The following is a 20,555-nucleotide window of genomic DNA, read 5'->3' on the forward strand; positions in this document are numbered from 1 at the left end:
GACCTCAAAAACCCGCCCGTACCCGGACACTTCGGCCCGCCCTGGTTCCTGCCCTTCATCGGGGCCGCCGCCAAGATCATCGACCGAGTCAAGTAGGCAGGTAAGGACTCTCATGACTTCATCCACAATGGTCATTGAAGCCGGCCCGGACACAGGCTACGGCCGTGCCGAGGTTGCAGGCCTTCCCGGGGGCGCTTTCCTCGAAGGCCAATGGCAGACCACGGACATGATTCTGGAGATACGGGATCCTGAAGACGGCATTCTGCTCGGCCGGGTCTGCTCCTCTTCGCCCCAGGACGTCCGGCGTGCAATCGCGCACATCCACCGGCATCTTCAGACTGAAGAGTGGCCGCTGCGCTTCCGCAGGCAGGCGCTGGAGAAGGCCGGACAGCTTCTCGCTGAACAGTCCGGGCGGTTCGCCAAGATCATCGCGGCGGAGAGCAGCAAGACCATCACAGAAGCCGAGCGCGAGGTGCGTCGCTGCATCGAAACACTGCGGCTCTCGGCTGCCGCATCCGCAGAGCTCACGGGGGAGACGCTCGGTTTCGAGGACAGTCTGGCCGGAGCCAACAAGATCGGCTGGTACAGCCGGAAGCCGGTTGGCATCGTCGCGGCCATCACACCGTTCAACGACCCCCTGAACCTGGTGGCACACAAGCTGGGCCCGGCGCTGATCGGGGGCAACGGCGTCGTGCTGAAGCCTTCCGGACGCACCCCGCTGACCGGGCTGGCGCTGGTGCAGCTACTGCTGGAAGCGGGTGTCCCGTCGGGACGCATTGCAGCGATCGTCTCCGGACCGGGCGTTTCCGAAGCGCTTGTCACCGATGAGCAGATCGACCTGATCTCCTTCACAGGCGGTCCCCAAACTGCGGAACGCATTTCCGCAGCGGCCGGGGCAAAGAAGATCCTCTCCGAACTCGGCGGCAACAATGCAACGATTGTCTGCGCGGACGCGGATGCCATCCAGGCAGCCGATGCCATCGTGGCCGGAGCCTTTGGTGTGGCCGGCCAGAACTGCCTCTCGGTGCAGCGCGTCTACGTGCACATTTCTCTGTTCGACGAGGTCCTCGAGCACGTCACCCGCGGCACAAAGGCCTTGAAGACCGGGCCGAAGCTTGACCGCGGCACTGACGTTGGCCCGCTCATTTCAGAGAAAGAAGCCCGGCGGGTCGAGGAATGGGTGGAAGAAGCCACAGCGGCCGGTGCCACCCTGCACGCCGGGGGCCAGCGGCGCGGGGCATACTACGAGCCCACCGTACTGACCGACGTGCCCTCGGAATGCCGGGTCATCCGCGAGGAAGTATTCGGTCCTGTCGTCAGCATCCTGCCCTTTATCAGCATCGCGGACGCTGTCCACGCCGCCAACAGCTCCGACTACGGGCTGCAGGCTGGCGTCTTCACCCAGTCCATCGACCAGGCGCTGGCCATCGCGGACAAGCTGCACGTCGGCGCCGTGGTCATCAACGAGACCAGCGACGTCCGCATCGATTCCATGCCCTTTGGCGGTTTCAAGAAATCCGGGGTAGGCCGCGAAGGCGTCCGGTACGCCGTCCACGAGATGACAGAGCCTAAAAGCACCATCGTCAACCTTGGAGGCTCCCGCGCCCGCTGGCAACAGCTGCCGGGCGGCCTTCCGGAGCGGAAGATCTCATGAGCACGCACAGAATCGCTGTTATCCCCGGCGACGGCATCGGGAATGAAGTGGTTCCCGCGGCCATCGATTGCCTCGAGCGCATCGCGGAACTCCACTCCCTGGACCTGAAGTTCACGTATTTCGACTGGGGATCCGAGTACTACTCCCGGCACGGGCGGATGATGGCCGTTGACGGGCTGGAGCAACTCGCCAAGCACGACGCCATTTTCCTGGGCGCCGTGGGCTCCCCGGAGGTTCCCGATGCGGAGTCCCTGTGGGGACTGCTGATCCCCATCCGCCGGGAGTTCCGGCAGTACATCAACCTCCGTCCCGTGAAAACGCTCGACGGCGTCGCGTCACCGCTTGCGGCGAAGCACCCGATCGATCTGCTCCTCGTGCGGGAAAACAACGAAGGGGAATACTCGGAAGTCGGCGGCCGCATGTACCGCGGGCTGCCGCAGGAGAGCGCGGTCCAGGAAACCATCTTTACGCGCATGGGAGTCTCGCGGGCTGCACACTATGCTGCTGCCCTCGCCGCCACCCGGCGGGGAAAGCTGACCTCCGCCACCAAGAGCAACGGTATTGTGCACACCATGCCGTTCTGGGACGAGATCGTCGCGGAAACAGTTTCGGAGTACCCGGAGGTCACGCTCACCAGCGAACTGGTTGACGCCTTGGCGGCACACCTGGTCCTGAAACCCTGGACCTTTGATGTCATTGTGGCTTCCAACCTCTTCGGCGACATCCTGTCGGACCTAGGCAGCTCGGTCACCGGCTCCATCGGCCTGGCACCCAGCGCCAACCTGAATCCGGAGGGCGACTATCCGTCCCTCTTCGAGCCGGTCCACGGCTCGGCACCGGACATTGCCGGCAAGGGCCTGGCAAACCCGGTGGGCCAGATCTGGTCCGGGGCCATGATGCTGGAGCACCTCGGACACCCCGAAGCGGCCGCACACCTCCAGTCCGCGTTCGAGTCGGCCTTGCGCGACGGACTCGGAACCCGCGACGTGGGCGGGACGTCGTCGACGTCGGAATTCACGGCAGCGGTCCTCAGCGCCATCGACGCTCTGGCCCCGAAACAAGCCTCCATCGCCGGAAATTCGGCCTCATGACCGCAGTGCAGGGTAGCCGGCCGGTCGTCGCTGCCCTATACCGCGAGGCGCTCCCGCCCCGCCTGGCCGAGATCGAGGAGCTTGCAGACGTCCGGTTGACCAAGGCCGACGGTCTTGCCGAGGCGATGGACGGCGCGGACGTGCTGTACCAATGGCACTCATTCTCGCCGGCATTGCGGGAAAACTGGGATGCCGCCTCGTCGGTGAAATGGGTCCACGTCTCAGCAGCCGGCGTCAGCCAGCTGCTGTTCGATGAACTCATCCACAGCAACATCGTCTACACCAACTCCCGCGGCGTCCTCAGCCGGGCCATCGCAGAGTTTGCCCTCGGTTTTGTCCTGGACATGGCCAAGGACGCGCAGGGTTCGTTTAGGCTGCAGCAGGAACATCGCTGGCAGCACCGCGTCACGCGCAAGATCCAGGGCCAGACTGCGCTGGTGGTCGGCACCGGATCCATCGGCCGCGAAATCGCCCGGCTCTTCCGCGCGGTGGGCATGGAAATCGACGGTGCCGGCCGGTCCTCCCGTCCCGGCGATGCTGATTTTGGGCAGATCCACTCCTCCCGCGACCTCGCCCGGATCGTCCATGACTACGACTACCTGGTACTGGCCGCGCCCCTGACGAACGAAACCAGGGGACTGGTAAATGCTCAGGTCCTGGCCTCCATGAAACCGTCCGCCCGCCTCATCAACGTAGGCCGCGGGGAACTGGTGAATACCGAGGCCCTGGCTGAAGCGCTGGCCTCAGGCTCCATTGCCGGGGCTGCCCTGGACGTGGTGCACCCCGAACCCCTGCCCGAAGGACACGCCCTCTGGGGAATGGACAACGTCATCATCACCCCTCACATGAGTGGCGACACCGAAGACTACCTCGACGATCTTGGAAAACTGTTCGTCGACAATTTGAGGCGGTTCTGCAACGGCGAACCGCTGGAGAACGTCGTGGACAAGACACTTGGGTTCGTCTCCGTTACCGAACCCTCCCGAACCAACTAAGCCATCGGTTGCTCCGCAGGTGCCCTTTCGAGCGCCCAAAACGGCACTTACGGAGCAACCGGCACAAGGATTGAGACAATGACAGAGAAATCGTCCCTTTTGGAAACCGCAGCAAGCCGGACGGAGACCGACTTCATGGGCGCCCGACAGATCCCGGCGGCCGCTTACTGGGGCATCCAGACACTGCGTGCGGTGGAAAACTTCCCGATTACCGGCACGGCGATCTCTGCCTACCCGCAACTGGTACGGGCTCTTGCCCAAGTCAAGCATGCGGCCGTGCTGGCCAACTTCGATCTCGGCCTGATCGAGGGGGCCAAAAAGGATGCCATCGCCCAGGCCTGCCAGGATATCCAGCAGGGCTTGCTCCATGACCAGTTCGTGGTGGATGTCATCCAGGGCGGAGCCGGAACCTCAACCAACATGAACGCCAACGAGGTTATCGCCAACCGGGCGCTGGAGCATCTGGGGCTGAACAAGGGCGAGTACGCCATGATCCACCCGAACGGGGATGTGAACATGGGCCAGTCCACCAATGATGTCTACCCCACGGCGATCAAGATCGCAACGATCCAAGGTGCCCATGAGCTGCTGTCCGCCATGGCCTACCTCCGCGAAGCTCTCGAGCGCAAGGCCGTGGAGTTCGAGGACGTGGTGAAGGTGGGCAGGACCCAGCTGCAGGATGCGGTGCCCATGACGCTGGGCCAGGAGTTCAGCACCTACGCGGTAATGATTGACGAGGACGAACGGCGGACCCGTGAAGCCCTGGTCCATCTGCACGAGATCAACCTCGGCGCAACCGCCATCGGCACCGGCATTAACACCCATCCGCGGTACGCTGCCGAGGCCCGTACGCACCTGCAGCGCATCACCGGGCTGCCGGTGGTGACAGCCGGCAACCTCGTGGAAGCAACCCAGGACTGCGGAGCCTTCGTGCTGTTCTCCGGAACCCTGAAGCGCGTGGCCGTGAAGCTGTCAAAGATCTGCAACGACCTGCGGCTGCTGTCCTCGGGGCCCCGGGCAGGTTTCGCGGAAATCAACCTTCCCCCGCGCCAGGCCGGATCGAGCATCATGCCCGGGAAAGTGAACCCGGTCATTCCGGAGGTGGTCAACCAGGTGGCGTTCGAGGTCATCGGCAATGACCTGACCATCACCATGGCCGCCGAGGCCGGGCAGCTGCAGCTGAACGCGTTTGAGCCGATCATCGCCCGCTCGCTGTTCGCCAGCCTGACCCACCTCACCGCGGCATGCACAACCCTTGCCGACCACTGCATCGACGGGATCACCGCCAACAAGGAGTTCCTGCGGTCCCAGGTCGAAGCGAGCATCGGCGTCGTCACTATCCTCAACCCCCTCATCGGGTATGACGCGGCCACCTCCATCGCCCGGCAGGCACTCGCAACGGGCCGCAGCGTCACCTCGCTCGTCCTCGAACGCGGACTGCTCACGGCCGAAGAGCTCGATGAGATCCTCCGTCCCGAGCATCTGGCAAACCCTCAGGCCGGCACCGCTGACCAGCTGCCTCTCGAGACAACGCCAATGCAGTAGGAGCAGGAATGCGCACGCCTGCCCACAGCACGGGGCGACTGGTCGAGCGTGACTACGTTCTGAGTCATGCCGGGACAGGGATGGTGTTCGACACGGCGTAGAATTATTCCGCCCACTGCAGCCAGCCTTGATCCCGGAGAAGGGAACGCCGATGATGCCCCGTGCTTCGTTCAGGCTGTTCCGCACCGGACTTATCGGATCAGTCGTCCTCGGACTGGCCACCGGCGGGCATCTGGCCGGAGGAGGCCAGCTGCCGCCAGCGGCAGTTCTGGCGGCCCTGTATGCCGTCACCATGGTTCCGGTGGCTGCCCTGACGCGCTTTCGCCTGTCATTTCCGGCCCTGACCGGGCTGATTGGCGCGACGCAGATCTGGCTCCACTGGGCCCTCAGTGCGCTGTCGGCCGGAGCATCTGCCGCCGTTCCGCAGGCACAGCTGTCCGGCCACGCCAGCCACGCACCAGCAGCGTTGGGCCACAAGACAGTGACCCTGGCAGTTGCGGCCCACTCAGCCGTACCTGACGGGCTCATGTTGGCCGCCCACGCGGTGGCGACACTTGCCACCGCGCTGGTTCTGGCCCGCGGCGAGCGTGCCCTCGGAGTCCTGGCCGACTGGCTGTGCCCACTCCTGCGGCAGCCCGAACCAGCCAGCATCATTCCGCCCCGCGTTCCCCGCGCCTGCGCGATCGCCGGGGATCTTCCCCCGGCGCGGCCTGCCGTGCGGCTGCCTTCCCGGCGAGGTCCTCCCGCGTTCGCCTCCGCCGCCTAGAGCCGGTCCCTTTCACCCGCGGACATGAATCGACGGCGGCGTTTTCGCCCGGTTCCCGAACAGGCCCCTGCGGTCTGCTCGTTCCTGATCCGAATTACCGTGAAAGGCATCCCGCCATGAAGACTTCCATTCGCCGTACCCTTGAGACGGCCATCTCCGCCACTTTGGCGGTTGGGTTCCTGGCCGCCGGCGCGGCCGCGGCCTCTGCGCACGTCACCGTCGACCCGTCCTCCACGTCCGAAGGCGGTTTCTCCAAGCTCACCTTCAGCGTCCCCAACGAGTCCGACACCGCCAAGACCAACCGGCTCGAAGTGAAGCTGCCCACCGATACGCCGCTGACCAATGTCTCGGTCAGGCCCATGGATGGCTGGAAAGCCCAGATCATCACCACTGCCTTGCCCAAACCGGTGGAAGTGGAAGGGGCAACCGTGACAAAGGCCCCCACCAGCGTGATCTGGACGGCTGACGCTGCACACCAGATCGGTCAGAACGAATTCCAGACCTTCACGCTTTCTGTCGGGCGTCTCCCGGCCGCCGGCACCACCGTGATCTTGCCCGCGGCACAGGGCTACACCGACGGGACCACCGTGAATTGGGCCGACACAGAGTCACCTGCTCACGACCACGCCGCAGCAACGTCTGCCGCAGCCTCTACCGCGACGGCGGCCTCCCATCCCGCACCGTCCTTCGTAACCACGGCGGCCCAAGCCGACCCGGCCGCGAAAGTTACAGAGGCAGCGCCGGCTGCGTCGCCGGCATCCGACGGCGGCGACCGCACCGTCGGCTGGATCGGGCTCGCCGCCGGACTGATCGGCCTGGCCGCCGGGGTAACAGCCCTCGCACGAAGCCGCCCGACCCGGGGCAACTAGCCACCGCAACCTTCCGCACCTGAGGACTTCGCACCAGGCGTGACCAGTGCGGGTTCCTCCATACTTCCCGGACGTTTTGCGCTGCCCGCGTGCCATGCCACCGGCCCGCGCCGCCTGCCAAGACCCGGCAGCGCCGGCAGCGCCGTCGGGAGTCGAAAGACGAGACCATGACTGCATTAACCGACCCACCAACTTCCACCCAGACAGCACCCCCGGACACCAGGCCCTCAAGCGCGGAACCAAACGGCCGCGGATGGTTCCGGGCGTTCCTGCTCCGCGTGCACTTCTATGCCGGGATCCTCGCCGGACCCTTCTTGCTCATCGCCGCACTTACCGGCGGCTTCTACGCCATCACCCCGCAACTGGAACAGGCCGTCTACGCCAAGGAACTGCACGTCCCCGCCGCTGCCCGGGCGCTGCCACTGTCAGTGCAGGTACAGGCGGCCGTGAAAGCTGCCGGCGGAGCCACCCCCGTTACCGTCCGCCCTGCGCCCGGACCCGAGGACACCACGCGCGTGCTGTTCACGGACCCCTCCCTGGGTGAATCCGAATACAGGACACTCTTCGTTGATCCCGGCACCGGAACCATCCGCGGGGACCTGACCACGTACGGCGGCAGCGGAGCCCTGCCGATGCGCACGTGGATCTCCAACCTGCACCGGTCCCTGAACCTCGGCGAACCCGGCCGGATCTACAGCGAACTGGCCGCCTCCTGGCTCGGGGTGGTCGCCCTCGGCGGCCTCGTCCTGTGGATTGATAGGATCCGTACCCGGAAAAGACCCAAGAAAGCACGTCCGGCGTCAGGGAGGGCGCGGACGTTGTGGCTCCACGGCACCACCGGAACCATCCTGCTCGCCGGGTTTGTGTTCCTCTCCGCATCCGGGCTGACATGGTCTACGCATGCTGGAGCCAATATCACCACCTTGCGCAGCGACCTTGGGTGGCTTACACCCGCCGTTTCCACCAGCCTCAACGGGCAGCCTGCAGGCCAGGCCGGTGACCACTCCGGCCACGGTCCAGCACCGGCGCCAACCGGAGCGGCCGCAGATCTGACGCTGTACGACACCGTCGAGCGGCTCGCGAGGGCAGACATCATCACAGCCCCGATGATCGACATCAAACCGCCCGCAACGGCAGGCACAGCGTGGACCGTGACGGAAGCAGGCCGGGAGTGGCCCGCAACTGCCAGCGCCGTAGCGATCGACCCGGCAGCCGGAAAGATCACGAGCCGGGCTGATTTTGACGACTTCAGCTTTGCCGCCAAGCTCACCCGCTGGGCCGTCGCGGCGCATATGGGCTTGCTCTTCGGGCTGCCGAACCAGCTCCTCCTGCTCGCCCTGGCTGCGGGGCTGGCAGCCATGGTCATCTGGGGCTACGTGATGTGGTGGAAGCGCCGCCCCACCCGCGGCAGGACCTGGGCCGTGGGCAGACCCGCGCCGCGGGGAGCGTTCATCCGCGGCCCCTGGGCCGGCGTTCTCGCAGCCATTACCGTCATGGTCATCCTCGGGCTCTTCCTGCCGTTGCTTGGCTGGAGCCTGCTCGGCTTCATCCTCTTGGACGCCGCAATAGCCGCAGCGAAACGCCGTCGTCGTGAGCCAGCGCCGCTGCGCTAACCGCAGGAACGCTAACAATTTTTGGCTATCCTATTGTGAATTGTTGACAATACTGTAGCCTAGTCAGTACGCAGTAATCGCAAGGCCAGCCAAGCGCCAGCCTTTCTTAAGGGCCCCAGCCGGTGCGCCGATCAGGGTGCGCAGCGGCCCGGCTCGATCCTTTCACATACTCCACATGAGGTTAATTCCGATATGTCAGTTGAACCTTCAATTCCCACCCAACAAACAGCGTCAGCCCCGGCCCCCGGGGATCCGCGCGGCTACGCCGTTGGTGACCGCGTGGTGTTTGAGTCAGATGGAGTCGCAGGATCCGGTGCCATCGATGCCTTCATGCCTGATGGATCTGTGGTCTGGGTATGGCCCGACGATTTGATGGGCCGCAAGATGCTCTTCGCCGCCGACGCCCTGTCGATACGCCACGAAGACGAGTCGCACGAGCGACGAAACCGTTCTAGTTGAAACCAATCCGCCTAAGGAGATTCCCATGTCTGAACAAGCCGCTGCACAAATTGAAGTGCTGGTAGGGGGCCAGGAGCAGCTTCATCAGCTGCTTTCCGATGCGGAGGCCGCCCTTCTCCCGGCCGCCTCAATTGAGCGCTCCGCCGGCATCCTGGTCACCCGGCACAGTCCTGGCCGATACACTGTCGCCCTTAGTGACGAAGTCCCCTTCGGCGAAACCCGCGAGCACGCACCAAGCTGATCGTCCCAAGCTGATCCTCACGCCTGTCCGCATCCGCACCGATGAAAAGTGCGGGAGACTGGGAAGCCATGACCTCGAAGGCGGACACATTGATCAATCTCCTGCAGGATGCCGAAGGCTTTGTCCGGATGAACCGGCACTTTCCCGACAGCGTCCTGATCTCCATCACCTTTACCGACGGCACGGCAGAGCAGGTGTCCGGCCGGCGGCTGAACCAAGCCTATGACGACGCCCTGGCCGAGTACCGCGCGCAGAACCATCTGGACGCGAAGGGCTTTTCGCGTTCTCCGAAGAAGAAAACCGGCTCCGGAAACAAGATCGACTTCGTCCCGGTCCGTCCCGGCATGGGCGGCTGAGCCGCCCCCGCTGATCGAACCGGCCTCCCGCTGATCGAGCTTGTCGGGATCCAAAGGTCCCGGCCGTTGGCTCAGACGGGCTCAACCAGCCTTGAGTGCCTTGATGACCTCCCTGGCCACGTCCACGCTGGACTGCGGGTTCTGGCCACTGATCAGGTTGCCGTCACGCACCACGAAGCTGGCCCAGTCCGGGCCGGTCTCCACGACGGCGCCCTTCTCGCGCAGCAGCGTCTCCACCAGCCACGGCGTGTTTTCCCCGGTGCCGCCGCCCAGTTCCTCTGAGTTGCTGAACACCGTCAGCCGCCGTCCGGCGAAGGCGAACGCGCCGTCGTCGGCCGTGGCGCTGAGCAGGCCCGCGGGGCCGTGGCAGAACGGGGCAATGATTTTGCCCGCTGCGTTCATCTCCACCAGGACCCGGCCCAGGTCCGTATCCCGGAACAGGTCGGCCATCGGCCCGTGCCCGCCCGGCAGGACCACGGCGTCGTATGCGGATGTGTCGACGTCGGCCAGCACGAGCGGCGCAAACAGGTCTACATCGATCATGTCCAGGTAGGTGCGGAAGTCCTCCGCCCGTTCCTCGCTGCCGACGGCATCCGCCTGGAGGCTGGCCTTGTCCACGGTCGGCTTGAGCCCGCCGGGCGTGGCGAAGTCCACGGTGTGTCCCGCCCCGAGCAGGGCGCGGTGTGCCTCCACCAGCTCCTCAGCCCAGAACCCGGTGGGATGCTCGCTGCCGTCTTTCATGGTGAGCGAGTTGGCGGCAGATACGACCATCAGGATGTTGGCCATGGGATTCTCCTTATGTTCTGCTGTTCCTGGGTTTCGGCAAGCTGAACCGGCGGATTTCGACAGTGTCAGTCACCGGGGTTTTGCGCCGTCCACTGCCTGAGGCGCAGCGGCGGCTCGGTGCCTCCGGGCTTCTGCAGCAGCACCTGGTTGACTCCGGTCAGGCCATTCTCGAAGCCCAGCGCGCTCGAGGCCATGTACAGCCGCCAGACGCGCGCCCGGCCCGGCGACGTCAGCCGCACCGCCTCGTCCCAGTGCTCTTCTAGGTTCCGCACCCAGGCCCGGAGGGTCAGGGCATAGTGCCGCCGCAGCGCCTCGACGTCGAGCACCTCGAACCCGCCGGCTTCCAGTGCCACCACCACTTCGGAAAGGCTCAGCATCTCGCCGTCGGGGAAAACATAGCGTGGGATGAAAGAATCCGGGTCATCCTCCGTCGGGCCGGCGTTCCAGGAAATGGCGTGGTTGAGCAGCCGGCCGCCGGGGCGCAGCAGGCTGTGCAGCTGCGAGACGTAGCGGGGCAGCTGTGCGCGGCCCACGTGCTCGGACATGCCGATGGAGCTGATCGCGTCGAACGGGCCGTCGTCGATGTCGCGGTAGTCCTGGACCCGGATGTCCACGCGCTCGGTCAGCCCTGCTTCGGCCACCCGTTTCCGGACGAGCTCCGCCTGCTCAGTCGAGATGGTGATGCCAACAACGTTCACCCCGTAGCGCTGGGCGGCATGCAGGGCGAAGCTGCCCCAGCCGCAGCCCACGTCCAGCACCCGCATGCCCGGCTGCAGTCCCAGCTTCCGGCAGACGAGGTCGAGCTTGGCTTCCTGGGCGTCCTCGAGTGTCGCGTCCTCACTGTCGAAGACCGCGCAGGAGTACACCATCGTGGGGCCGAGGACCAAGCGGTAGAAGTCGTTGCCGACGTCGTAATGGTGGGAGATCGCTGCGGCGTCGCGCTTCTTCGAGTGCCGCCGGCCGTGCTTTTCCACCTTCGCCTCTTCGGGCGGCGGCGCCGGATTCGGTCCCACCGCGCCGAGCAGGACAGCGGTGGAGAGCAGCGTCCCGAGCTCGCGCGCCGTCGGCCTCCTGAAAGGCCCCGGCTCTGCCAGCTTTCCTGCTGAGCTGAGCGCGGTGAAGGCTGCGAAGATGTCCCCGTGTGCCTCGATTTCGCCGGCCACGTACGCCCGGCTCAGGCCCAGCTGCCCCGGCGACCACAGCATCCGGCGCAACGCCCGCCGTGACCGGAACTCGATGACCGGCGCGTCCGCCGGACCCGCTTCCGATCCGTCCCACGCCCGCAGCCGGATGGGAATCTCCTCCGTGCCCAGGACAATGGCCAGTGCTTCGGCCAGCCGTGGTGCCACACGCGATGTCTTTGCCATGTTCGTCGCCTCTCGTCCGGTGCTCGCGTCAGGCCAGGCGGTCCTGCTCCATTGCAGTCCCGTCGCTTGAAAACTAAAACTACACAAGGGCAGGCTCGCCGGACAGTGAGACAAATCTGTCCGTTCGGGATCGGCTCGTTTCGGGTGTGGCATGGCTCCGTGCCGCTCCACGAGTTCGCGCATTGCAGGGCGGGGCAGGCGTCCCAAACCTCTCGGCTCTGGACCGGAAATCGGGCCGGTGGGATCCTGAACGCAAAATGTCGACGGGGGGAGAAAGGCTGAAGCAGACCATGGACGACTCAGCAGACACACGCCAACGGCTATCCGAGCGCATTGACCAAAAACAGCAGACCATCCGCTCATACCTGGGGCGGGAGCGGCCCCGCCGCAACAGGCTCTCCAACATCAGCATCGTCGGCAGTGCTCTGGCCGCCATGCTCACCGCCGGGCCGGCAGTAGGCGGCACCGGATTCACGGAGTCGGTCCGCGGGATCTTCTCGCTGGACGACGACTCCATTGTGTGGCGGTTCCTCTGCCTGGCAGCGGTGATTCTCTCAGTCGCGGCGGCACTGGCCACGAACTTCGCCAACTCCCGCGCCCTGGGTGAAAAGGTCAGCGCGGCCGAGACCGCCAACGCCCAGCTGGAGGGCCTGCAGCTGTCCCTCAACTTCGGCAATCTCGCCGTGGACGAGGCCCTGAAGCTCTACCAGCAAGCCGTGGCGCAGGTAGCGTTCGTGGATGAGGTCCGTACGGGCTGAATAGTTCAGCAAATAAGAACGCACGACGGCGGGTGGCTGGCAAATATGCCAGCCACCCGCTTTATTTGTGGAAAGGGGTGCGTCATGCTCGGTTATGCCAGAAGTGCGCAAATGTCGGTTACCTGGCCTGGACCCTCAAACGGGCTGACTTGCCGTCCCCTATCGTCCAGTACGAACTCCACATTGCCTTGAGTGAGGTAAAGGCCCTCTCTGTCGCCGACAGGAACGATGAGCACGTTTCTTCCCGTCGATTTCACAATTAGGAGACCGGGCTCGCTCGTATCGATGTGTGTGGCACCGGTAATAACGTAGGTGACACTCTCCCCGGTGCTGATGTTCGTCAGGGTCGCTTCCTGTCCGGGCGCGGTGATGATGGTCGCACCTCCGGGAAGCTCATTGACGCCGGATTTACCGGTGACGGTGATCTCAATTCTGTAGCCGCAGTCTCTGTTGACGAAGGTGAACTCAATCGGATCTGGAGGGGCAGCCGAAACGGGACCCCCGCCTACTACGAGCCCAAGTAAAAGGGCAGCAAGAATTAGCACTCTTTTCATGGCAAAACTCCATCCGAGATGTGGTTGGTAAAGACCGCACGACGAAGGGCGTCGGAGACCTGCGGGTAAAAGCAATGGCGGTGAGGGTATTCGTAGATGAATAGCCTGTGGGGCAGTTCCTGCATGAGGTTCACTGCAAATGAGTTGCCACGGATTACGCACACTGCACAATCCACTCATTGTCACTTACTCAAGTAAGCGTCAGCTCTCGGCATTTACGTCTTTGATTAATGCCTAGGTGCAGGATATTAGTCTGTTCGCAACGACTTTGGAAGGGAAATTAATATCCAATAGCAGCCTATGAAATAGCCTCGGTGCAGCCTGCACGCACAACAGCGGGTAACCCGGCATCATTCAGGCGTTCATGCCACCGTCCACAACGGTTCACACACGCCGTCAAGCATGGCCCCATGACTCCTTTCACCCGCCGCCACATCCTCAAAGGTGCCCTCGCCGCAGCCGGTGCTGCCGCCGTCGTCCCCGCCATAGCCGCGCCCGCCCACGCGGCCCGGCCGTCCGGCGTCGCGCTGGTCCGAAACCGCCTGACCCTGCCGTCCGGCATCGCCACCGGCGATGTCACCGCCGATTCCGGCGTCCTGTGGTCCCGCGCGTCGGGCCCGGGACGGCTGGTTGCAAGCCTGCTGGCGGTCGACGACGACGGTTCCCCGCTCCGCGGCGGCCGCGCCTTCCAGCGGGTGCTGCGGGGGACGGCCGCCAGCGAGGCCACCGACTTCACCTCCAAGATCAACGCCACCCATCTCCCGGCCGGCACGCGCTTCGCACTCACGATGCACTTCGAGGACCGCGACGGCCACGCCGGCGAAACCGCCCGCGGCTCCTTCACCACGGCACCCGGAACCGGCGCCCTCCGCAGCGGCGGCTCGCCCCGCGGCCAAAGCTTCGTCTGGAGCGGCGACACCGCGGGCCAGGGCTGGGGCATCAACGAGGAGCTCGGCGGCATGCGCGGCTATGCGGCCATGCACGCCACCAAGCCGGACTTTTTCATCCATGCCGGCGACACCATCTACGCCGACGGCCCCATTGCAGCCGAGGTCACCGAGCCGGACGGGCATGTCTGGCGCAACCTTGTGACCGAGGAAGTGTCCAAGGTGGCCGAGACCCTCAACGAGTTCCGCGGCCGTCACCGCTACAACCTGATGGACCGCAACGTCCGGGCGATGTACGCCGACGTTCCGGTGATCGCCCAGTGGGACGACCACGAAACCACCAACAACTGGTACCCGGGGGAGATCCTCACCGACGCCCGCTACACCGAACGCCGCGTTGACGTCCTGGCCGCCCGCGGCCGCCAGGCCTGGCAGGAATACCAGCCCATCGCCCAGCTGAGCGACGGCAGCACCGGCTTCGAACCGGCCCGCATCTACCGCAAAATTTCCCGCGGCCCACAGTTGGACGTCTTCTGCCTGGACATGCGCACGTTCAAGGACCCGAACACCGCCGGCAAGGAAGCGAGCCTCACCCACATCCTCGGAGAGGAGCAGGCCCACTGGCTGATCAAGGAAGTCAGCCGGTCCACGGCCACGTGGAAGGTCATCTCCGCCGACCTCCCGCTCGGCATCATCGTGCCGGACGGCCCGGTCAACCAGGAGTCCCTCGCGAACCGCGACGCCGGCGCCCCCTTGGGCAAGGAACTCGAGATCGCCGCTGTGCTGTCCGCGTTCAAGCGCAACCGGGTTAAAAACGTGGTCTGGCTCACGGCCGACGTCCACTACTGTGCCGCCCACCATTACTCGCCGGAGCGTGCCGCGTTCCAGGACTTTGATCCCTTCTGGGAATTCGTGGTAGGCCCCATCAACGCAGGAACGTTCGGGCCCAGCCAGATGGACGGCACCTTCGGCCCGGAGGTGGCGTTCTTCAAGGCCGGCGCCTACGCCAACCAGTCCCCGCGGACCGGCGAAAGCCAATTCTTCGGCCACGTGGACCTCGACGAGGACGACGTCTTCACCGTCAGCCTCCGCAACGCCGCCGGCGCCGTGCTCTGGAACAGGGCGCTGCATCCGCAGCGCTGACCCGCTGAGCCGTCCTTCAGTTCACAATCACGCCCAGAAGGAATTCCCGCATATGGTTTGCGAAGATATGCGGTAGTGGGGAGGGCCAAGCAGCGGCGCCTACTGACCACTGCCGCGCCAAGGGGGAGCCAATAGTGCCAGGAATCAGCTTTACCGCCGTTGACTTTGCAACGGCGAACAGTGATCGCGCGTCGGTGTGCGGCGTCGGTCTGGTGAAGGTCCGCAACGGACGCGTTGAGGACAAGGCCTTCTGGCTGATCAAGCCTCCGCCCGGCGTCGAGCACTTTGACCCCCTCAATACCCGCTTCCGTGGCATCACGGCGGAGGACGTCTGTTCCGCCGCCGACTGGGAAATGTCCGTTGAGGGAATCCTGCACTTCGCGGGTGAGGACCCCATGGTCGGCTACACCGGCAGCTACAACGCCAACGTGATGCTGAAGGCCAGCGAGCGGCTGCACCTGGACCTGCCAGCCAAGGACTTCTACTGTGCCCAGAGCCTCGCGCGGGACGAGCTGGGACTGTCGAAGGACAGCATGAACGACGCCCTGGCAGCGCTCAAGCTGCCCCCTGTCGCGCACCCTGAACCAGGTGCGAACTCCATGGCCTGCGCGAAGCTGGTGCTGGCAATTGCCCGCATGCGGCGGCTGGGGAGCGTTGCGGAACTGTGGAACGCGCCGGCGGTGACGATCGGCCACAAGCCGCAGGGCCGGCGTCGTAAGTAGCCCTCAGACAAGAGCGAACGGACACTTGAGGCCCTGTTTTCCTGCCGCTGAGCCGGTGCCTGCGCCCGGCGCTCAGCGGCAGGCGGCTATTTCTCCTTGGGGATGATGATCCACAGGGCGATGTAGGCCAGTTCCCCGACGCCAAACAGGCCGAAAAGCACGAAGCCGAGGCGGACGAGTGCCTTGGGAATCCCGAATCGTGCCGCGAGGGCCGCGCAGACTCCGGCGATCATCTTGCCGTTCCTGGGCCGAACCATGTTGCATCCATTTCGTCACACTAGCAGTCGCCGCCGGCCGCGTCAGCCCGTCAGGAGGCGCTCACCGTCACCGTCCGCGTCGCGAGAACGGCGCCGGTAATCCAGTGCTGGAAATCGATGGCAATCGTGTATTTCCCGGGCGCCGGCGGACGCAGCAGAAAGTCGAACTTCTCCGCGGCGCCGGACTTTATGATGCTGGTCAGCAGTGGCTGGCCCGCCAGCGACGGCTGGATAGCCGGGCCCGCCGGGTTGGGCGTGTTCCAGAACGGGCGGCCATCGTGCGCGATCAGTTCGGCGATGCGCGCCGGCCTTCCGGCCGCGTCCATGAACCGTGTGACCGTGGGGAAGTAGTCCACGTTCACCATGCGCACCAGCGTGGGCTTCCGGTTTCCGGTAACCATGTTCGCCTTCATGGCGGAGATGGCCCACACCCTGTCGCCCCTGGGCCTGCTGGCGATGGCGCCTCCCAGGAGAAAGAAGTGCCTGGGCTCGAAGCGGTTGAGGCCCGCGTCCTCACCGGACAGCCCTGCGGCGTGGTTAAGCTCATGCCACCGGGGATCGATCGAATACGGCGCAATCAACGTCTCGGTGGCGATGTCGTACAGGGGGCCCTCCTGCGAATGGCGCCGGGTTCCTGCCGGGATGGGCGCCGCGGGGTCGGCCGGGGGATCGACGATCACCGCCCCGAACATTCCCATCTGGACATGAAGCGGTGTGTTGACGTGGCAGTGGTAGAAGTAGGTGCCGGCGGAGCCCCGGTTCGGGTTGCCGCGCTCTGCAACATCTGGCCGCCACTGATATGTGTAGTGCCCCGTCACTTCGAAGGACGTGTGGCCAACCCCGTCGTTGCGGGGATCCGGTTCCAGACCATGCCAATGGACGGTGTGGACCCGCTTGCTCGGCTTGATGGTCGCGTGGAAGATGTCGCCCTCAGTGATGCGCACGAGCGGCCCGGGCAGTTGCCGGCCTGACTTGTCGTTCTCGAAACTCCACACCTCATGCTCCGAGCCGTCGGGGAATTCGAGTTTCCTGCTGAAGAAGTCCATTTCGACTGAGACGTCCGGGGGCAGCGGGAATTCGGTCTCGGGGCTGCCTTCGTGTGGCTGGTCGGAGGCGAAGTCCACCTGGCTCCGGAACGTGTGGTGGGCATCGTCCTCCACGGTTCCTGGCAGGCCGGGTTCTGGTTTGGGTTTTGCGGCCAGCGTCCAGTCGGACAGCAAACCGCCGGGATAGAGCCCGCCCGCTGCCGTTTGCGACGGTTCGGCATGGCAGTGCATGGGATACTTCCAGTCCTCGGACCGCGCGTTCCAGACTTCGTCCACCACTTCCGGCGGACGCCGGACCGGGAGCATCGCCTCCTTCCGCTCAAGCGGCTGAAGCTGGACGGTATCCTCCCATTGCTGGAGGACCACGTCACCCTGCGGACTGATCCTGCCGTTGGTCCGCGGGAAGTCGACGCCATTGGCCCGCACGGTCCACACATGATTGCCGTGGTAGTGCAGCTGATGGTCGGTGATGCCGGCGTTGACCATCCTCATCAGCTGGCCGGTGCGGACCGCACCTGCACCCGGAGAGGCGCTGAAGTTCCGCACATCGGTTTCCCGCGGGTGGCCTGAGGGAAGCGTGTCTTCCTCGCGGTGCTCGTTGAACACCTCATCGGTGGTGAGAGCCAGCGCCTGGAATCCTGAGTATCCGTTGAGCGTGAAGTACCGCGGGACGGCGGGGGTGGTGAGCGGGTTGACCGTCTTTCCCTGGGACGCGATGCGCGCCCAATTCGATTCCACGTCATGGCACAGCCACAGCCACTGGCGCTCGAACTCAACCCCGCCCGGGTTGAGCCGCCAGGCGTTCCGCGGGTCTATGACCACCAGCGCGCCGAACAGGCCCAGGGTTCTCTCCACTGGCTGGTTGCCAGGGTCGGAGAACAGGTAGGTGCCGGGCAGCGGGGCACGGAATTCCAGGAGCCTTGACCCGCCCGGAGCGACTGGCCCGCTCGTGGCGTCCGCTCCTGCCGGGCCGGCGGCGTGGAACCGCAGTTCGTGCGGCTGGGACAGGGTGTTGTGCAGCAGGATGCGGACGGTGCTTCCGGTTTCGGCGATCAGCGTCCGCTCAGGGAAGTAGCTGGCCCAGTGCCCGCGCCGGGCCAGGAACTGACGCGGGAACACGGGGTCCGGCCGCAGCGGTGCCGGCCTGCCGTACGGCGGCACCGGAGCCTTGAGCGGATAGCTGCGGCTGGCGACCACCTGGCCGGCCGCCGTGAACACCCGCGGGCCCATCTTCAGTGCCGGCTTGGGGTCTTCCTTGCGGGTGGGCCGGTCGCCGAAACCCCGGTGGTAGACAAGCGACCCGTCCACCATCGGAACGAATCCCTCATTCACGTAGACGTTCAGGGGGCTCATGACTGCCCCCGGTGGGCATCCCGGTCGGTAAGAGTGCCGGCACTGAAATTCATGTCCCCCCCAAATGCGTTTGCGGACTTTGCCCATTTTTTTCGGGGGACGTTGGGGAAAAGCTGGTGGTGCGGGGGCACTAATTGGGGGTTAGGAGGCTCGTTATGTTCAGGCCAGACGCCGACGGCGGGTCAGGAGGAGTGGCGGAGCTCTTCTGTTATATCGGCGTCCTCGCTGCCGGGAATGCTGGCATCTATCTTGTGTTTGCCGCGGCTGTTGACGGCCAGGTCCTCAAGGGCCTGGGCGACCTCACGGGTGGAGGGCCGGTACTCCGGCTCCCGCGCCGTCATGGCCGCCAGAAGCTGCCGCCACTCCGGATCGAGATCGCCGGGAATCTCGGGGTCATCGATCAGCCGTGCCAACGCGTTTTGGAGGGGGTCACCCCGGAACACTGGTTCACCAGTGAGGCACTCAAGCAGCACCAGGCCAAGGGAGTACACGTCGCTGGGAGGTCCTGCCGGTTCGGACCTCGCCTGCTCCGGGCTGAGGTAGGCTGCGGTCCCCAGGACACCGCCGGTGTCGTAGTGCTGGGCGTCGGATATCAGGGCGATGCCGAAGTCCGTCAGTTTGGCGCGCATCCGGGCTGCATCGTAGGTGTAGTCGTAGACCAGGATGTTGCTGGGTTTGACGTCCCGGTGCACTACGCCGTTTTCATGGATGTAGGTCAGGGCGTCGGCGAGGTCGTAGCCAATCTGCGCTGTGTGGCGGGCTGGGAGCGGGCCTTCCCGCAGGCGGTGCTTGAGGTCCGGACCGTCCACAAGCTCCATGACGAGGTAGATGCGCGGCCGTCTCGGTTCCGCCCTGTCCACGCCCGCGTCAAGGAGCGTGACCAGGCTGTGGTGGTTCAGGCGGGCGAGGACGCTCACCTCGGCGTCGTCGTCCTGCAGCGCGCCAACGGTGTCCTGCAGTTCCTGGGCCGGCTTGGACTTGATGACTATCTTGACGGCGACGTCCCGGCCGAGGGATTCGTCAGTGGCGCGGTAGACGTTCGCCATGGCTCCGGAGCCGATTTGTTCCACGACGCGGTACCTGCCGCCCAAGGATGTGCCTGCTGAAATGCCGGACAGATCGTCCATTGAATACCTTGCGTTTTCCCGCGCGGACCAAGTTGCTGGCCCGCGCGTATTTTTGTTGAACCCTGACAGCAGGAGCTGGTTAAACCACGGCTACGTCAGCCTGCGTGGGGGCACCCAGGCATGCGGCGCTGGTGGCCAGGACGGCATTGGCCGCAGCGTAGCGTCTCAAGCACATCAGGAAATAAGCTCAGCAGGAAGGGCCGCTGTCCGGCTCTTCCCGCTGAGCTGCGGGCTAAATAAGGTTGGGCGCGCTGGCGATGATGTAATCAGCCGCGGCCGGTCCAGTCATGGACAGTTCGTTGTTGTCAGGATCGATGCCGAGCGCCTGCAGCCCCGCCCGCAGGGCTTCCGGGCTTTCGGGCTGGGTCTTGTGGATCAGACTCCAGCTGGTGTACAGGCCGTAGAGCTCGTCCGGGTTCAGCCCGGTATCGGTTTCCCGGTCCGTGGTGAGGACCTCGGCTACGAAGCGGTCAAAGTGTGTTGCAGTCATTTTTGGCTCTTTCATGGCGTGCACTTGATCCGCCGTTCTGCTTCAGCGATAACGGACCGCTGCCCCTAAGGGCGGAGATCTTCCTTGAATTTATTTGAGACAGACCGTTCTGTCTAGTTCGTCTTCACACGCGGACTCCGGCAAGGAAGAAGGGCAACGGAGGATGCCGGTCGCGGGGCCGGGAGGCCGTCCGGACGCCAATTTGCGCTGGGCTCGCCGGGTGTGTAAAGTAATTCGAGTCGCCGCCGCTGAAGCGGAAAAATAGCGGCCAACCCCTTACAAAACAGCCCGGAAATGGCACGCTGATTGGCGTGCCGAGAATGGGCGGGGACCCCCCGTTGGATCGCAAATCGCAGAAATTCTGATTTGCAAAGATTCACCGGTTCGGGTAAGTTTGGAAAGTTGCTCCGGAGCGATCCGCGACTGTGGTTTGGTTGTGGTGGTGCCGGGTGTGTCTGTTGTTTGAGAACTCAATA

At 64.9% G+C, this 20,555-nt stretch carries 20 protein-coding genes; 13 read left to right on the forward strand and 7 right to left on the reverse strand.

The window, feature by feature from the left end; translation table 11 throughout:
- Nucleotides 1–112 precede the first annotated feature (112 nt).
- From ACIP90_RS20935 to ACIP90_RS20980, 10 genes are all read left to right on the forward strand, one after another.
- On the forward strand, nucleotides 113–1,654 hold the full coding sequence (locus ACIP90_RS20935) for an aldehyde dehydrogenase family protein (protein WP_400581647.1): 1,542 nt from the start codon (nucleotides 113–115) through the stop codon (nucleotides 1,652–1,654).
- A complete protein-coding gene (locus ACIP90_RS20940) occupies nucleotides 1,651–2,745 on the forward strand; it encodes a tartrate dehydrogenase (protein ID WP_400581648.1) in 1,095 nt (364 codons plus the stop codon). The genes ACIP90_RS20935 and ACIP90_RS20940 overlap by 4 nt, the downstream gene beginning before the upstream one ends.
- The gene (locus ACIP90_RS20945; protein WP_400581650.1) at nucleotides 2,742–3,740 is read left to right on the forward strand and encodes a D-2-hydroxyacid dehydrogenase; all 999 of its coding nucleotides are present in this window, start codon (nucleotides 2,742–2,744) and stop codon (nucleotides 3,738–3,740) included. Before ACIP90_RS20940 ends, ACIP90_RS20945 begins: the two co-directional genes overlap by 4 nt.
- A gap of 78 nt (nucleotides 3,741–3,818) precedes the next feature.
- Entirely contained in the window at nucleotides 3,819–5,285 is a 1,467-nt protein-coding gene (gene aspA, locus ACIP90_RS20950; RefSeq protein ID WP_400581652.1) for an aspartate ammonia-lyase, read from the forward strand.
- 151 nt (nucleotides 5,286–5,436) lie between these two features.
- Nucleotides 5,437–6,051 carry a hypothetical protein gene (locus ACIP90_RS20955; protein ID WP_400581653.1) on the forward strand — a complete coding sequence of 205 codons (615 nt, stop codon included), beginning with the start codon at nucleotides 5,437–5,439 and terminating at the stop codon, nucleotides 6,049–6,051.
- 116 nt (nucleotides 6,052–6,167) lie between these two features.
- Nucleotides 6,168–6,920, forward strand: coding sequence for a YcnI family protein (locus tag ACIP90_RS20960; protein ID WP_400581654.1), 753 nt, complete (start codon nucleotides 6,168–6,170; stop codon nucleotides 6,918–6,920).
- A gap of 167 nt (nucleotides 6,921–7,087) precedes the next feature.
- The gene (locus ACIP90_RS20965) at nucleotides 7,088–8,533 is read left to right on the forward strand and encodes a PepSY-associated TM helix domain-containing protein (protein WP_400581655.1); all 1,446 of its coding nucleotides are present in this window, start codon (nucleotides 7,088–7,090) and stop codon (nucleotides 8,531–8,533) included.
- Nucleotides 8,534–8,725: 192 nt separating this feature from the next.
- Nucleotides 8,726–8,992, forward strand: a complete 267-nt coding sequence (locus ACIP90_RS20970; RefSeq protein ID WP_400581656.1) for a hypothetical protein — start codon at nucleotides 8,726–8,728, stop codon at nucleotides 8,990–8,992.
- Between the two features lie 25 nt (nucleotides 8,993–9,017).
- Nucleotides 9,018–9,233, forward strand: a complete 216-nt coding sequence (locus ACIP90_RS20975) for a hypothetical protein (protein ID WP_400581657.1) — start codon at nucleotides 9,018–9,020, stop codon at nucleotides 9,231–9,233.
- Between the two features lie 89 nt (nucleotides 9,234–9,322).
- Complete coding sequence (locus tag ACIP90_RS20980; protein ID WP_400581669.1) at nucleotides 9,323–9,589, forward strand: hypothetical protein; 267 nt, start codon at nucleotides 9,323–9,325, stop codon at nucleotides 9,587–9,589.
- 81 nt (nucleotides 9,590–9,670) lie between these two features.
- Here ACIP90_RS20980 and ACIP90_RS20985 read toward each other — a convergent pair whose 3' ends face one another.
- Together ACIP90_RS20985 and ACIP90_RS20990 are read right to left on the reverse strand one after the other, a co-directional pair.
- Nucleotides 9,671–10,375, reverse strand: a complete 705-nt coding sequence (locus ACIP90_RS20985; protein WP_400581658.1) for a type 1 glutamine amidotransferase domain-containing protein — start codon at nucleotides 10,373–10,375, stop codon at nucleotides 9,671–9,673.
- A 65-nt stretch (nucleotides 10,376–10,440) separates the two neighbouring features.
- Nucleotides 10,441–11,742 carry a class I SAM-dependent methyltransferase gene (locus tag ACIP90_RS20990; RefSeq protein ID WP_400581659.1) on the reverse strand — a complete coding sequence of 434 codons (1,302 nt, stop codon included), beginning with the start codon at nucleotides 11,740–11,742 and terminating at the stop codon, nucleotides 10,441–10,443.
- A 290-nt stretch (nucleotides 11,743–12,032) separates the two neighbouring features.
- On the opposite strand from ACIP90_RS20990, the gene ACIP90_RS20995 reads away from it, so the two are divergent.
- Nucleotides 12,033–12,500, forward strand: a complete 468-nt coding sequence (locus tag ACIP90_RS20995; protein WP_400581660.1) for a hypothetical protein — start codon at nucleotides 12,033–12,035, stop codon at nucleotides 12,498–12,500.
- 92 nt (nucleotides 12,501–12,592) lie between these two features.
- Here ACIP90_RS20995 and ACIP90_RS21000 read toward each other — a convergent pair whose 3' ends face one another.
- Nucleotides 12,593–13,054, reverse strand: a complete 462-nt coding sequence (locus ACIP90_RS21000; protein ID WP_400581661.1) for a hypothetical protein — start codon at nucleotides 13,052–13,054, stop codon at nucleotides 12,593–12,595.
- Nucleotides 13,055–13,464: 410 nt separating this feature from the next.
- Between ACIP90_RS21000 and ACIP90_RS21005 the strand changes: the two genes are divergently transcribed.
- Nucleotides 13,465–15,084: an alkaline phosphatase D family protein gene (locus tag ACIP90_RS21005; RefSeq protein WP_400581663.1), complete on the forward strand. Its 1,620-nt coding sequence runs from the start codon at nucleotides 13,465–13,467 to the stop codon at nucleotides 15,082–15,084.
- 134 nt (nucleotides 15,085–15,218) lie between these two features.
- Nucleotides 15,219–15,806: a hypothetical protein gene (locus ACIP90_RS21010; RefSeq protein WP_400581664.1), complete on the forward strand. Its 588-nt coding sequence runs from the start codon at nucleotides 15,219–15,221 to the stop codon at nucleotides 15,804–15,806.
- 86 nt (nucleotides 15,807–15,892) lie between these two features.
- On the opposite strand, the gene ACIP90_RS21015 is transcribed toward ACIP90_RS21010, so the two are convergent.
- The 4 genes from ACIP90_RS21015 to ACIP90_RS21030 form a co-directional block, all read right to left on the reverse strand.
- Nucleotides 15,893–16,063, reverse strand: a complete 171-nt coding sequence (locus ACIP90_RS21015; protein ID WP_400581665.1) for a PspC domain-containing protein — start codon at nucleotides 16,061–16,063, stop codon at nucleotides 15,893–15,895.
- Nucleotides 16,064–16,113: 50 nt separating this feature from the next.
- On the reverse strand, nucleotides 16,114–18,462 hold the full coding sequence (locus ACIP90_RS21020) for a multicopper oxidase domain-containing protein (protein ID WP_400581666.1): 2,349 nt from the start codon (nucleotides 18,460–18,462) through the stop codon (nucleotides 16,114–16,116).
- A 182-nt stretch (nucleotides 18,463–18,644) separates the two neighbouring features.
- The gene (locus ACIP90_RS21025; protein ID WP_400581667.1) at nucleotides 18,645–19,589 is read right to left on the reverse strand and encodes a serine/threonine-protein kinase; all 945 of its coding nucleotides are present in this window, start codon (nucleotides 19,587–19,589) and stop codon (nucleotides 18,645–18,647) included.
- A gap of 232 nt (nucleotides 19,590–19,821) precedes the next feature.
- Nucleotides 19,822–20,079 (reverse strand): hypothetical protein, encoded by a 258-nt coding sequence (locus ACIP90_RS21030; protein WP_400581668.1) that lies wholly within the window; start codon nucleotides 20,077–20,079, stop codon nucleotides 19,822–19,824.
- Nucleotides 20,080–20,555: the final 476 nt, after the last annotated feature.

The organism is Arthrobacter sp. NPDC093139 (genome assembly GCF_044754165.1).
Lineage (GTDB): Bacteria > Actinomycetota > Actinomycetes > Actinomycetales > Micrococcaceae > Arthrobacter.

What these genes read in the sequence shown, in the direction of transcription:
- ACIP90_RS20935 (WP_400581647.1), top strand. Translation starts at nt 113, where the DNA reads ATGACTTCATCCACAATGGTCATTGAAGCCGGCCCGGACACAGGCTAC.
- ACIP90_RS20940 (WP_400581648.1), top strand. Translation starts at nt 1,651, where the DNA reads ATGAGCACGCACAGAATCGCTGTTATCCCCGGCGACGGCATCGGGAAT.
- ACIP90_RS20945 (WP_400581650.1), top strand. Translation starts at nt 2,742, where the DNA reads ATGACCGCAGTGCAGGGTAGCCGGCCGGTCGTCGCTGCCCTATACCGC.
- aspA (WP_400581652.1), top strand. Translation starts at nt 3,819, where the DNA reads ATGACAGAGAAATCGTCCCTTTTGGAAACCGCAGCAAGCCGGACGGAG.
- ACIP90_RS20955 (WP_400581653.1), top strand. Translation starts at nt 5,437, where the DNA reads ATGATGCCCCGTGCTTCGTTCAGGCTGTTCCGCACCGGACTTATCGGA.
- ACIP90_RS20960 (WP_400581654.1), top strand. Translation starts at nt 6,168, where the DNA reads ATGAAGACTTCCATTCGCCGTACCCTTGAGACGGCCATCTCCGCCACT.
- ACIP90_RS20965 (WP_400581655.1), top strand. Translation starts at nt 7,088, where the DNA reads ATGACTGCATTAACCGACCCACCAACTTCCACCCAGACAGCACCCCCG.
- ACIP90_RS20970 (WP_400581656.1), top strand. Translation starts at nt 8,726, where the DNA reads ATGTCAGTTGAACCTTCAATTCCCACCCAACAAACAGCGTCAGCCCCG.
- ACIP90_RS20975 (WP_400581657.1), top strand. Translation starts at nt 9,018, where the DNA reads ATGTCTGAACAAGCCGCTGCACAAATTGAAGTGCTGGTAGGGGGCCAG.
- ACIP90_RS20985 (WP_400581658.1), bottom strand. Translation starts at nt 10,375, where the DNA reads ATGGCCAACATCCTGATGGTCGTATCTGCCGCCAACTCGCTCACCATG.
- ACIP90_RS20990 (WP_400581659.1), bottom strand. Translation starts at nt 11,742, where the DNA reads ATGGCAAAGACATCGCGTGTGGCACCACGGCTGGCCGAAGCACTGGCC.
- ACIP90_RS20995 (WP_400581660.1), top strand. Translation starts at nt 12,033, where the DNA reads ATGGACGACTCAGCAGACACACGCCAACGGCTATCCGAGCGCATTGAC.
- ACIP90_RS21000 (WP_400581661.1), bottom strand. Translation starts at nt 13,054, where the DNA reads ATGAAAAGAGTGCTAATTCTTGCTGCCCTTTTACTTGGGCTCGTAGTA.
- ACIP90_RS21005 (WP_400581663.1), top strand. Translation starts at nt 13,465, where the DNA reads ATGACTCCTTTCACCCGCCGCCACATCCTCAAAGGTGCCCTCGCCGCA.
- ACIP90_RS21015 (WP_400581665.1), bottom strand. Translation starts at nt 16,063, where the DNA reads ATGGTTCGGCCCAGGAACGGCAAGATGATCGCCGGAGTCTGCGCGGCC.
- ACIP90_RS21020 (WP_400581666.1), bottom strand. Translation starts at nt 18,462, where the DNA reads ATGAGCCCCCTGAACGTCTACGTGAATGAGGGATTCGTTCCGATGGTG.
- ACIP90_RS21025 (WP_400581667.1), bottom strand. Translation starts at nt 19,589, where the DNA reads ATGGACGATCTGTCCGGCATTTCAGCAGGCACATCCTTGGGCGGCAGG.
- ACIP90_RS21030 (WP_400581668.1), bottom strand. Translation starts at nt 20,079, where the DNA reads ATGACTGCAACACACTTTGACCGCTTCGTAGCCGAGGTCCTCACCACG.